The organism is Pontibacter sp. YIM B11418 (assembly GCF_059278805.1).
In genome coordinates this window covers 372113-384006 of sequence record NZ_JCAEMH010000002.1, presented here as the reverse complement: position 1 = coordinate 384006, position 11894 = coordinate 372113, and the positions used below count along the sequence as shown (strand labels likewise).

The 11894-nt window shown below is 49.2% G+C and carries 12 protein-coding genes; 5 read left to right on the top strand and 7 right to left on the bottom strand.

Translation table 11 applies throughout. The features are described 5' to 3' along the window. Positions 1 to 128: 128 nt before the first annotated feature. The 4 genes from AC4QZR_RS06065 to AC4QZR_RS06050 form a co-directional block, all read right to left on the bottom strand. Positions 129 to 1184, bottom strand: coding sequence for an efflux RND transporter periplasmic adaptor subunit (locus AC4QZR_RS06065; RefSeq protein WP_494480101.1), 1056 nt, complete (start codon positions 1182 to 1184; stop codon positions 129 to 131). 17 nt (positions 1185 to 1201) lie between these two features. Then, entirely contained in the window at positions 1202 to 2554 is a 1353-nt protein-coding gene (locus AC4QZR_RS06060; RefSeq protein ID WP_494480100.1) for a TolC family protein, read from the bottom strand. A 69-nt stretch (positions 2555 to 2623) separates the two neighbouring features. Next, entirely contained in the window at positions 2624 to 3085 is a 462-nt protein-coding gene (locus AC4QZR_RS06055; protein WP_494480099.1) for a GbsR/MarR family transcriptional regulator, read from the bottom strand. Positions 3086 to 3198: 113 nt separating this feature from the next. After that, the gene (locus AC4QZR_RS06050; RefSeq protein WP_494480098.1) at positions 3199 to 3714 is read right to left on the bottom strand and encodes a DinB family protein; all 516 of its coding nucleotides are present in this window, start codon (positions 3712 to 3714) and stop codon (positions 3199 to 3201) included. A gap of 56 nt (positions 3715 to 3770) precedes the next feature. Here AC4QZR_RS06050 and AC4QZR_RS06045 point away from each other — a divergent pair, with 56 nt between their 5' ends. Continuing rightward, the gene (locus AC4QZR_RS06045) at positions 3771 to 3953 is read left to right on the top strand and encodes a hypothetical protein (RefSeq protein ID WP_494480097.1); all 183 of its coding nucleotides are present in this window, start codon (positions 3771 to 3773) and stop codon (positions 3951 to 3953) included. Between the two features lie 6 nt (positions 3954 to 3959). Then, complete coding sequence (ligD, locus tag AC4QZR_RS06040; protein ID WP_494480096.1) at positions 3960 to 5516, top strand: non-homologous end-joining DNA ligase; 1557 nt, start codon at positions 3960 to 3962, stop codon at positions 5514 to 5516. Positions 5517 to 5674: 158 nt separating this feature from the next. Here ligD and AC4QZR_RS06035 read toward each other — a convergent pair whose 3' ends face one another. Further along, a complete protein-coding gene (locus AC4QZR_RS06035) occupies positions 5675 to 7285 on the bottom strand; it encodes an alpha-amylase family glycosyl hydrolase (RefSeq protein WP_494480095.1) in 1611 nt (536 codons plus the stop codon). A 93-nt stretch (positions 7286 to 7378) separates the two neighbouring features. Next, positions 7379 to 8485 (bottom strand): phytase, encoded by a 1107-nt coding sequence (locus tag AC4QZR_RS06030; protein WP_494480094.1) that lies wholly within the window; start codon positions 8483 to 8485, stop codon positions 7379 to 7381. 278 nt (positions 8486 to 8763) lie between these two features. On the opposite strand from AC4QZR_RS06030, the gene AC4QZR_RS06025 reads away from it, so the two are divergent. Next, positions 8764 to 8949, top strand: coding sequence for a hypothetical protein (locus AC4QZR_RS06025; protein WP_494480093.1), 186 nt, complete (start codon positions 8764 to 8766; stop codon positions 8947 to 8949). Position 8950: 1 nt separating this feature from the next. On the opposite strand, the gene AC4QZR_RS06020 is transcribed toward AC4QZR_RS06025, so the two are convergent. Further along, positions 8951 to 9229, bottom strand: coding sequence for a GNAT family N-acetyltransferase (locus tag AC4QZR_RS06020; protein ID WP_494480092.1), 279 nt, complete (start codon positions 9227 to 9229; stop codon positions 8951 to 8953). Between the two features lie 169 nt (positions 9230 to 9398). Here AC4QZR_RS06020 and AC4QZR_RS06015 point away from each other — a divergent pair, with 169 nt between their 5' ends. Next, positions 9399 to 11567 (top strand): glycoside hydrolase family 97 protein, encoded by a 2169-nt coding sequence (locus AC4QZR_RS06015; RefSeq protein ID WP_494480091.1) that lies wholly within the window; start codon positions 9399 to 9401, stop codon positions 11565 to 11567. A gap of 129 nt (positions 11568 to 11696) precedes the next feature. Then, positions 11697 to 11891 carry a hypothetical protein gene (locus AC4QZR_RS06010; protein WP_253404103.1) on the top strand — a complete coding sequence of 65 codons (195 nt, stop codon included), beginning with the start codon at positions 11697 to 11699 and terminating at the stop codon, positions 11889 to 11891. The last annotated feature ends 3 nt before the right edge of the window (positions 11892 to 11894 follow it).

Genomic DNA, 11894 nt, shown 5'->3' with positions numbered 1-11894 from the left:
TGCTTTAATAGCGCGAGCCTCTTCGCTCGTGTTTGGTATTGTATGGCCTCTTGCCGCCTGTAATTATCGACTAGGCCAAAGGCCACGCTATAGTTATTCACGAGCGAAGAGGCTCGCGCCATATTCCATTATTTCAGCACTGTCACTTTGATGCCTTCACGCAGGTTGATCTGGCCGCTACGAACTACCTGCTCGCCTGGCTTCACACCGTCCAGGATCTCTACCTGGTCCTGCGTTACCACACCTACACGTACCGGGCGCTGGCTGGCCTGTCCGTCTTTCACCACATACACAATCGGGTTCTGGATGCTACCTACGATCGCTTCACGCGGCAACAGCATGGCGTCACGCTGGTCGGCTACGTCGAAGAAAGCGGTGCCATACATACCGGCACGCAGGTTGTTATTAGCGGCATTTTTTACTTCCACTTCCACATCAAACTTCAGGGTAGGGTCAGCCTGGGCGGCGATAGCCGTTACCACGCCTTCATACTCCTGGCCTGAACCTGCATCGGCTTTCACTTTTACCTTGTCGCCTTTGTTGATCAGCAGTACTTCGCTTTCAGAGGCTTTTACTTGCAGCTTCAGCTTGTCCACGTTCACAATGTCGTAAAGCTTCGTTCCTGCATTCAGGTATGAGCCTACTTCTACATAGATTTCGTTGATCTCGCCACTGATAGGAGCGGTGATACGTGTTTTGGTCAGGCGCTGACGGGCGGCTACCAATTGGCCTTCCGTAGCTTTTGCATTCAGGCGGGCATCTTCCAGCTGACGCTTGGTGATGGCATCTCCTGCAGCCAGGTTCTCGAAACGCTCGAGGTCACGCTTGGCTTTTTCAGCATTGGTTTGGGCTGTAGCAAGGTCGGCAGCCATAGTGTTGCTTTCGACTTGCACCAGCAGTTCGCCCGCTTTTACTTTATCGCCTTTTCGCTTGAGCACGCTTTTGATCTGGCCCTGCGTTTCAGATAGTAATGTCAGGCTCTGGATCGGAGCAAAGTTGCCTTGCGCTGTAAAAGACTTGTCGAGTTTGGAGGAAGCTACTTCGGTAATGGTGACAGGTATAGCATCGCTTTTGATGGAGGCAACGGCGGCATTGGCAGCCATTTGCTCTTTGTTGCTCATCAGCTTAAAGCCTATAGCGCCCAAAATCACGATTACGACTACGATATAAATCAGCTTTTTCATTTTGTTCTTTGTGATGCTTATTTAATTAATGTGTTTAGGTCGCCGGTAGCTTTCAGGTAGCCAAGTTGGGCCAGCTGGTACTTCAGCATTTCGTTGTTGAGATTTGTTTTGGCTTCGCGCAGACTCACTTCAGCTTCCAGTAGGTCAGTCAGCGGAGAGATGCCTTCTTTGTACAGGTCATTAGTGGTGTCGTATACCTCCTGGGCCAGGGCTACATTCTGCTCCTGCGCCGCTATGGACGACGAGCTGTTCTGCAGCTGGCTGATGGAGTTCTCAAGTGCCACTTCCAGGTTCTTGGTCAGTTTCTGGCGATCCGCCTCCAGCGACTTCAGCGTATATTCGGTCTGCTTGATCTGGGAATGCTTTTTCAAGCCATCAAAGATCGGGATGTTAAGCTGCAAACCGACGATACCAGTGCTAAACCAGGGCTGACTAGAGTCAAAGAAGTTAAACTCTTTGCGCATGGCATTGTACTGGAGCGTTCCGGTAGCAGACAGGGTAGGGTAGTAACCGGACTTGATGTTCTGCATTTGCAAATCTGTCAGTTCGGTCTGCTTGTTGAGTAACTCCAGTTGCGTTTGACCCTGCACCAGGTCTTTGCTGCTGTTAAATGCTGCAGCACCTGTATCGAGTGTAATGGTAGCGTCTGTCAGAGCTATACCTTCTTCTAGCGGCATACCCATAAAGAACTTCAGAACATTCATCTGCTGGTCAAGCGCGCTGGTCAGCGTCTGTAGCTGCGTCTCGAGGTTGGTTTTGTTTACCTTGATGCGGTTCACATCCACTTTGCGGGCCAGGTCGTTTTCGTATTGCAACTGCAGGATCTTGCCTAATTGGTCCAGTCGGGCCAGGTTGGCGTTGATGATCTCGAACTGCTCTTTTGTTTGCAAAATCTGGAAATAAGAAGAACTCACGTTGTACATCACTTCTTCTTCGGTCATGACTTTGCGCAGGCGGTAGAGGTCCTCGCTGCTTTTGGCTGCCTTAAGTCCTACAAAATAAGACTGGTTGAACAGCAATTGCGACAGCTGTATACCTGCTGAGGCATTGTATTTGGTACCGAACTGCACCGGGATCATCTCGTCTGGCTTGCCCTCAAACACGTTCGGGATTACCTGCACCGGGATGGCCGGATACATATTAAAATTACCGAAGCCATTTACCTGCGGCAAGCCATTGCTCTTGGCCTCTTTTACCATGTATTTGGCGCTCAGTTGGTCATACGAAGCCTTTTGCATGTCTTCGTTATGCTCCAGCGCATACGTAATGGCCTCCTGCAGACTCAGCGTCCGCACATCGGGCTTCTCCTGCGCCGCTACCGGCTTCACGAAAAGCATGGCCAATCCGACTACTAAATATTTGATTTTCACGTTGTTGGTTTATTGTGTTTAGATGTAACTAGTAAGTTCAGGATAAAATGAACTAAAAGAATAAAAAAATTATTTTCGGGATTTTTCCCACTCATCAATCAGGGAAGGCATTCTGTCTTTCATATAATCCAGAAAGCTGATGAAGTCGTTTAGCTTGGCATCGTAAATAGGAAGCTCCCGTTTTCTCACTTCCAGTACACGTTTCAACAGTCCGTTGAGATAGCTCAGGTCCTCCATCTTCTTTTCAAAGAGTTCGCGCCAATTAGAGGACTTGATGCGGAAATAGCGCTTGCGGTCGCCAGAAAAGGTCGTGTACTCGATGTGACCTGTGTTAAGCAGCATATTAAGCGCGTTGCTGGTGGCACTTTTACTTATATTCAATGCCTCACTGATTTCTTCGAAAGTAAGCTCCGCCTTATTTGATACAAGCAGTAAGCCCATCACACGAGCCACAGCCGGCTGAAAGCCGTTGTTCTCCTGATAAATGCCAAATTCTTCAATCAGTTGCCTTTGTTCGTTGTTCAATGTCATGTCTTTTGCTTTCTCTTATACAGATTAAACGTCACAAAGGTAATAGTTGGTTTCATTAGTTCATAATTTACAGAACTAAAAATTTACTATTATTTTAAAACCCTGATTCAACTTTATTCCAGCATGCGCCGCAGATAGTTGATCTGGCCCAAATGATAGTTTAAATGACCGCAGAGGTGTAGCAGGAAAAAACTGACAGTCATTTCGTAGCCGAGCACCTGCTCTGGATAGGATTTTTGCAGCTGATCTGGAGTGAGGTGCGCCAGCGTTCGGGCAACGGTATGCTTCACTTTGGTGATTTGTTCCAGCAATTCTTTTTTGGGTATGTTCCGAAGGCTGAATTCTGCATCCCTGTTTCGCATATAGCCACTCTGGCCCAGTATAGCTCCAATATAGGTATTAAGGTTACCAACAAGGTGCAGACAGAGGTTTCCGGCAGGATTAGTTACATGGCCTGTTACTTTCCAAAGATTTTCCTCCTGCTCAAATGCCTGGATCTCTTTATATAGTTTATCCAGGTCGCGTGTTATGATTAAACTTATCTCATTGATCATAAGCGTTTTGAAGTGGTCAGTTGGCTTTTGGTAAAGCCTGATTATACGGTTTTTGTTGCCATAAACGAATGCCACGCCTTTACGTTTTAGGCAAATAGAGCACCCTTATGTTTGTCTTTATTCATAAAACGATGAAAACAATTTGGAAAGAGTCGCCTGGCTACGGGTTGATGAAAATACACGATGACACCGCTGCCCGCAGGCTAGACTTTGATCTGCCCGATAAGTGCGGCCATACCTGTGCGCACTACCAGCGCCTGGATGTCAGTGAAGGAGAAGGAGGTGCTACTATGGTTTCAATACAAATTTCCTGATCAGCTATGAGTCTCGAGAAATATAACCAGAAGCGGAACTTCGGTGAGACGCCGGAGCCCGCTGGGAAGGAGCAACAACATAAAGGAAAACTGCGCTTCGTCGTGCAGCGACACGAAGCTTCCACCCTGCATTACGACTTCAGACTGGAAATGGAAGGCGTCCTGAAAAGCTGGGCTGTTCCCAAAGGACCCTCGCTCAATCCGGCCGACAAGCGCCTGGCCATGGAAGTGGAAGACCATCCATTTTCTTACCGCACCTTTGAGGGTACAATACCGGAAGGAAACTACGGCGCCGGCCGTGTGGCCATCTGGGACGAAGGCACCTACCATGCCGCCGAAACCGATGAACCTGAAAAAGAGGAGGAGTATCTTTTGCGTGGTTTGCAAGAGGGCAGTATCAAATTTGTGCTGGAAGGGAAAAAACTGCGGGGTGAGTTTAGTCTCATTAAAATGAAAGGGCGGCAGAAAGGAGCCTGGCTTTTGGTGAAGAAGAAAGATGATGCGGCGGTGACAGAAGACTATGACAGTGAGGAACATCTGGGTAATATTACTGTGACCAAACCAGCCAAACCGGCTAAAAAGGCTACTGAAAAAAATATCACCTCAGCCAAGCGAGTACCTGAATCCTCACCTGAAAAGAGTAGCAAAGACGATAGCAGGGACGAGATAGAAATTGCGGGGCAGACCGTTTCTTTCAGCAACCTCGATAAATTTTACTGGCCAGCGGAGGGCATTACAAAAGGAGATCTGATAGCCTATTACCAAGGTATAGCCGACGTGCTGCTGCCATACCTGCAAGACCGGCCGCAGTCGCTGTTGCGGCATCCGAACGGGGCCGAAAAGCCGGGCTTTTACCAGAAAGACATCGACCATACGCCCGACTGGGTGCGCACTGTGGCACTGCATGCAGAGTCTACGGGAAAAGATGTCGATTACCTGGTGTCCGATAACAAGGCGACGCTGGCCTATATGAATAACCTGGGCTGTATTCAGCTAAATCCCTGGAACTCGCGGCTGGCCCACCTGGAGAACCCGGATTACCTGGTCATTGACCTAGACCCGGATGAAAACCCCTACGATGAAGTAGTGGAAACCGCCCTGGTAACTAAAGAGGTGCTGGATAAGGCCGGGGCCGCCTCCTTTGTTAAAACATCGGGAGCCACAGGCATGCATATCTACGTGCCGCTGGGAGCCAGGTATACCTTTGAGCAAGCCAAACAGTTCGCACATGTGGTGGCCCGGATGGTGCACGAGCAGCTGCCCACCCTGACCAGTCTGGAGCGTAACCCGAAGTCACGCAAAGGGAAAATATACCTGGATTTTCTGCAGAATGCTATTGCACAAACGGTAGCTGCCCCTTACAGCGCCAGGCCAAGGGCAGGCGCTCCGGTTTCGGCTCCACTGCGCTGGGAGGAGGTAAAGCCCGGGCTGAGGCCAACTGATTTTACTATTTTGAACATGCCGGATAGAATACGCCAGCTGGGTGATATTTTCAGTGGCGTGCTGGGTAAAGGAGTGGACCTGCAAGCATGTCTGAAGAAACTTGATTCATCACAAACGTAGTCATTAGCTGTTCGATTGTAACTCCTGCACATCAGCTTAAACCAAACAAAAAGGCATCCGCTACTTCGCGGATGCCTTTTTGTTTTATCGGACATTGTCTTAATTCAAGGCTATGTTGTCATGCCTGCTGTTAACGCAACAAGGTCGCTATACCTTGTTTAGGATTGTTTTAGCCGGATGACCATCCCTTCATCGCCGCTCAGACTGACGTGCTTGCTGACTGTTCCGCCTTCCCGCTCCGGCAATGTGTCGATCTCGATGGTACCTTCGAAGTTGAAATGCTCCGGCGCGAAATGGCAAGGTTTGTGGCTCAGGTTAAGCAGAATCAGGAATCGCTCATCCGAGGTATAGCGGAGGTAGGCTAGAAGCGGTCCGCTGGCTACCACTGGCCGGTAGTCCCCGATGTGCAGGGCGGGCTCATCCTGGCGCAGTTTGATCAGGCGCTTGTAAAGAGCGTAGATCGAGAACTCATCTTCCAGCTGCGCCTTCACGTTCACACGGCGGTAGTCTTCAGGCAGGCGCAGCCAGGGCTTGCTGTTACTGAAACCGGCGTTTTCGCTGTTGTCCCACTGCATGGGGGTGCGCTGCGGGTCGCGACTCAGGTCAAGGCCGGGCATATTGAGCCCTTGTGGATCCTGAATTTCGTCTGGAGGTATAGGTACGTCCCGCATCCCGATCTCATCCCCATAGTAGATGGTAGGAGTTCCGCGCAATGTCAGCAATAGCAAGGCCGCCACACGGGCTTGAGCCTTACCTACCCGGCTCGTGATACGGGGTTGGTCGTGATTACCCAGTACCCAGTTCGGCCAGCCGCCATCAGGCAGAGCGCCTTCGTATTGGTTGATGTTTGAAGAGATTTCCGTAGCATCCCAGTCGATGGAGAGTAGCAGGAAGTTAAAAGGCAGGTGCGCTCCGTTCTTGTCAGTTCCGTAGTAGGTCATCAGTTTGTGAATGGGCAGGTATATTTCACCGATCATCATGCGTTCGTCGTAACTGTCGAGCACTTTGCGCATCTTGTGCACGATATCGTGTACCTCAGGCTGGTCAGTGGAGTAAGCCGGGATCAGTTTTTCATAGGTTGCCTGATGCGCTTTGTAATTAGGGTTCACCGGGTTATCGCGCAGCTGGTCGTCTTTGATCATGTGCCACATCACGTCCACCCTGAAACCGTCCACGCCTTTGTCGAGCCAGAAGCGCATCACATTCAGCATGGCCTCCTGCACCTCCGGGTTGCGCCAGTTCAGATCAGGCTGTTCTTTCAAAAAAGCGTGGTAATAGTACTGCCCGGTGTGCTCGTCCCATTCCCAGGCGCTGCCGCCAAACACGCTGAGCCAGTTGTTTGGCTCGGAGCCGTCTTCATTGGCGTCTTTCCAGATATACCAGTCGCGTTTTGGATTCGCTTTAGAAGAGCGCGACTCTTTGAACCATGGGTGCTCATCAGAGGTATGGTTGGGCACCAGGTCCAGGATCAGTTTCATGTCCCGGCCATGCACGGCCTCCAGGAGTTCATCAAAATCATCCATGGTGCCGAACAGCGGGTGTATGCCACAGTAATCAGAAATGTCGTAGCCAAAATCGGCCATGGGAGAGGAGAAGATCGGGGAGATCCAGATAGCTTTGATACCCAGTGACTTGATATGGTCGAGCCGTTGGATGATGCCCTGTAAGTCGCCCACGCCGTCGCCGTTGCTGTCCTGGTATGAACGTGGATAGATCTGGTAAATAACTCCTTCCTGCCACCACAGGTGCTTTTGCTGCATGTATTTCATAGTCCGGTCATTAAGCGATTTGTTCAATAGCCGCTAACTGCAGCTTTGATAAAAACTAAATGGCTTAATGTACGGGAGAAAGTGGGAGGGGATTTACTTCTCAGCTGAGTTGAGGTCATTTCCGGCAATATCTTCCCAAGTGTAGTAATGGAAAGTTTTATTACTTGACATCGCCACAAACAAACCTTTTCTGAACTGATCATTCAACCCGATACTGGTGACTTCTGAGCCATCACTTTCCAAAGTCTCGGTATTAATAGTCTTGACCAGCTCGTGCTGATGGGGCATATTGTTAGTGCCTTCACGGGTAAATATCTGAAATCTGTTATTTTGCTGATCTGAAACCAGTATATAGCCGGTACTGTCGGAAACTTCGTAAATGGATATGCCTTCCTGATCTTTTTTAAAGTCATTAGTAGCAAATAAGGCAAGTTCTGAGTTGCCGTTTTCTGGGTCGGCATAGTACTTTCGAACGCCCACTCTCTCATCAGAGTAATACACGTATCCCAACTTGTCATCTACTGCAATCGATTCAATTTCCTGTGCACCGCTGTAGTCCCCAAATTTACGAACCAGTGTAGCCTTTACTCCTCCTTCGCCATCATCTTCCAGTAAATACTGCCATAGGTAAGTCCCATTGGTCGGACCATCTTTACGACCTGCTATAGCATAGATCTTTCCGGATACAGGATTTTTGTAGAGAGAAATGCCCATCACTTCACGGTACCCATCTTTTGATTCACCTTCAAAAATGGAAATACCACCCTGGTCTATTGGCTCCATGTCTGGCATTTTAAAAATGCGGAGTTTGTGTGTGAGACGCTCGCTTACAACAGCAATATCGATGGAATCCCCATCAATTAGAAAGTTGTACTCAATATCTACATTGTTAGGACGTTTCAGGCCATCCACAACTTTATCTTCTATGATGTTCCCAGCCAGGTCGAATACATAAAGGGCTCCTTTTTCATGTTTGTCTGTGCCAATAATTAGACTGTTTTCGGGGGAACCTCTGTCTACCCAAATGGCAGGATCATCCGTGTCATATTTAACTTCTTCTGTTATGATGACCGGCATTATAGAGGCAACCGGTATTCGGTTTTTAACCTGAGGCTGTACTACTATTTCGTTATCTTCTCTTTCACAAGCCGAATAAAGAAATATTGAGAGAATGAAAGCGCAAAGCGATATAAACTTCATAAAGATGAGATTTCTGATTTCTAAAACTTCACAAACAAATATGTAAGGCCCCTGGTAGTACGGTTTATACAACCATATAACTGAACATTAAGGCAACAAAAGAGCCGATCTCATCAAAATGGATCTTATACTTTGTAATTTTAACTCCTATTTGTAATATTTTGTTCTGATGTTCACTGGTTAGTAACCATCGTTTGCCAGATATGTGTATAAAGTATAACTTTAGCTATATACTGATGTAGGCAGTAGATTCACTATACTGAAGCTTTGGTATCATCATGATTATCAGTGGGCTTGTTATGCTTGTGTTTGCCGTGTGTAGTGTGATCTGGTCTTACAACGATGCCCGGCGACGGGGTAAGTCTCCCTGGTTGGTGGCCCTGATGGTTTTGCTCATGGTCTGGCCAGTTGGCTTGTTCATCTGGTTATTGTTCCGCCCTCAAAAAAAGGAGCGGCAGGTATAAGCTAGTCCCAATTCACAATGTCGTCGTATTCTTTATGGCGCTTCACGTAGGCTTCCACAACTGGGCAGGAGGGTACAATCTGGCATTTGCATGCACGGGCGTGATCCAGCCCTTCTTTTACTAGTCTGTCGGCTATTCCCTGACCCCGGTGTTGCTCTGGCACATAGGTATGGTCAAAGTCCATTTGTCCCTGATTGGTAATAGAGTAAGTGAGTTCGGCCTCGCCACCATCGAGCGTGACATAAAAACGGGTGTCTTCTTCGTCGTGAATGATTTCCATGGGAATAGGTAAGAGGTTCGAAACAGGTATACGACCTGAAGGTGGAAGGTGTTGGAAAGCCAGTTCGGGGGAAAGCGATTTTTAATGTAATTTGCAGACAGATATTTAAAACCTGTGGGGGATTGATAGAGTACAATCAGCGGTCCTTCACAATTCACATCTATAAACTATGCATCAAAACGCTAACCTGACCGGCCGCATCGCGCAGCGGCTTTCTCTTTTCCTTTTCCTGTTCCTGATCACCGTGCTGGTGCAGGCGCAGACTATCACATCCCCGGACAAAAACCTGTCGATGACCTTTGAACTGGCCGCCAGCGGGGTACCCACCTACCAACTCACCTATAAAAAGAAGCCGGTAATCAAGCAGAGCAGGATGGGCTTCGAGATGAAGGACGTACCCTCGATGATGAACGGTTTCTCTGTAGCCAAAACCGAGCAGAACAGTGTGAACGATACCTGGGAGCCGGTTTGGGGCGAGCAGAAAACGATTCGCAACAACTACAACGAGTTGTTGGTGACGCTCAACCAAAAAGAGCACAAGGACCGCCATATCCAGATTCGCTTCCGCCTGTTCAACGACGGATTGGGCTTTCGCTACGAATTCCCGCAGCAGGATGATCTCAAGTACTTCATCATCAAAGAAGAACACACCGAATTCAATCTGACTGGTGATCACAAGATCTTCTGGATTCCGGGCGACTACGACACCAACGAGTATGCTTATACCACCTCGCAGATCTCTCAAATCCCGGGCCTGATGAAGAAGGCGACTATCGATGTGCATGCCCAGTTCCCGATCAAAACACTGGCGGTGCAGACGCCTTCCATGATGAAATCCTCAGACGGACTATACATCAACATTCACGAAGCGGCTTTGCTCAACTACCCTGCTATGCAACTGAACGTGGATCCAAAGACTTTTAAATTCAGTTCGCACCTGGTGCCGGATGCAGTGGGCAACAAGGGCTATATGCAGACGGAGACGCATACACCCTGGAGAACAATCGTGGTGAGCGACAAGGCCACCGACATCCTCGCCTCGAAGCTGATCCTGAACCTGAACGAGCCGACCGAATACGAAGACGTGTCGTGGATCAAGCCGGTGAAGTACATCGGCATCTGGTGGGAGTACTTTGTGGCTGGCAAGAGCACCTGGGCTTATGGCAAGGAGACGAATGTAAAACTGACCGACGACTTCACGAAACTGACGCCAAACGGACGCCACGGCGCCACCACCGAGAACGCTAAAAAGCACATTGACTTTGCTGCCGAGCATGGTTTTGACGCCGTGCTGATCGAGGGCTGGAACATTGGCTGGGAAGACTGGTTCGGTAACTGGAAAGAGGAGGTATTCGATTTCGTGACAGCCTACCCGGACTTTGATGTGAAGGAGGTACAGAAGTACGCGGAGTCAAAGGGCGTGCGCGTGATGATGCACCACGAAACGTCTTCCTCCGCCACGAACTACGAGCGCCGCCTGCAGGATGCTTTCCAGTTCATGAAAGACAATGGCTACAACTCTGTCAAGACCGGCTATGTGGGTAAGATCATCCCGCGTGGCGAGCACCACGACGGGCAGTGGATGGTGAACCACTATAACCACGTTGCGCGCACAGCGGCCAAGTATAAGATCATGATCAACAGCCACGAAGCGGTTCGCCCGACCGGCTTGCACCGTACTTTCCCGAACTGGCTGGCGCAGGAGTCGGCCCGCGGGACTGAGTTTGAAGCAATGGGCGGCCTCGCCCCGGACCATGCCACGATCCTGCCTTTCACCCGCCTGATGGGTGGACCGATGGACTACACGCCGGGTATTTTCCAGACGGACCTGTCCTACTACCATGGCGGTGAGCAGCGCGTGAATACGACGTTGGTGAAACAGCTAGCCTACTACGTGACCATGTACAGCCCGCTACAAATGGCCGCTGACATTCCGGACAATTATACCCGCTTCCCGGATGCATTCCAGTTTATCAAAGACGTAGCCGTGGACTGGGATGATACCTGGGTGCTCGAAGCAGAGCCTGGTGATTACGTGACGATTGGTCGTAAAGCCAAAGGCAAGAACGAGTGGTACATCGGCGGAATCACCGACGAGAACACCCGTACGGCCAACATCCGTTTCAACTACCTGCCAAAAGGCAAGACCTACATCGCCACCATTTATGCCGATGCCAAAGACGCCAGTTGGAACAAGAATCCGCAGAAATACGTGATCCGTAAGGTGCTTGTAAACTCAAAGAGCGTACTGAAGCAGCAACTAGCCCCGGGCGGCGGTGTGGCTATAAGTGTGAAGGAGGGAAGCAAGCAGGAGCAAAAGGGATTGAAGAAGCTCTAGTTGCTATACCTGATGAAATAGAAAAGCGCCATGCATTTTTGCACGGCGCTTTTTTTTTGCTAAAAATCGAATTATTTTAAGGTATAATTTGTATCTTTTTGATAATGAAAACTTTTAGCCACTTTACCTATGAACCCAGACGAATTTGAAGAAAATTATACCCAAATCCTTCACACGCTTCTAAAAGCTTTTGCAAACAGCTCCACAGTCGACCCCGAAAAGTTCTTTGACCTGGCCAATGTCATAGAAAAGCTGCGCGATGCCAGCCCGGCACTCTACGACGCTATCCAATCGTTAGAAGACGAAACGCGCGAAGCTGCTTAGTTT

Excerpts from the sequence above, each read along its gene's own strand:
- AC4QZR_RS06065 (WP_494480101.1), bottom strand. The coding sequence starts at position 1,184 with ATGAAAAAGCTGATTTATATCGTAGTCGTAATCGTGATTTTGGGCGCT.
- AC4QZR_RS06055 (WP_494480099.1), bottom strand. The coding sequence starts at position 3,085 with ATGACATTGAACAACGAACAAAGGCAACTGATTGAAGAATTTGGCATT.
- AC4QZR_RS06045 (WP_494480097.1), top strand. The coding sequence starts at position 3,771 with ATGAAAACAATTTGGAAAGAGTCGCCTGGCTACGGGTTGATGAAAATA.
- ligD (WP_494480096.1), top strand. The coding sequence starts at position 3,960 with ATGAGTCTCGAGAAATATAACCAGAAGCGGAACTTCGGTGAGACGCCG.
- AC4QZR_RS06035 (WP_494480095.1), bottom strand. The coding sequence starts at position 7,285 with ATGAAATACATGCAGCAAAAGCACCTGTGGTGGCAGGAAGGAGTTATT.
- AC4QZR_RS06030 (WP_494480094.1), bottom strand. The coding sequence starts at position 8,485 with ATGAAGTTTATATCGCTTTGCGCTTTCATTCTCTCAATATTTCTTTAT.
- AC4QZR_RS06025 (WP_494480093.1), top strand. The coding sequence starts at position 8,764 with ATGATTATCAGTGGGCTTGTTATGCTTGTGTTTGCCGTGTGTAGTGTG.
- AC4QZR_RS06020 (WP_494480092.1), bottom strand. The coding sequence starts at position 9,229 with ATGGAAATCATTCACGACGAAGAAGACACCCGTTTTTATGTCACGCTC.
- AC4QZR_RS06015 (WP_494480091.1), top strand. The coding sequence starts at position 9,399 with ATGCATCAAAACGCTAACCTGACCGGCCGCATCGCGCAGCGGCTTTCT.
- AC4QZR_RS06010 (WP_253404103.1), top strand. The coding sequence starts at position 11,697 with ATGAACCCAGACGAATTTGAAGAAAATTATACCCAAATCCTTCACACG.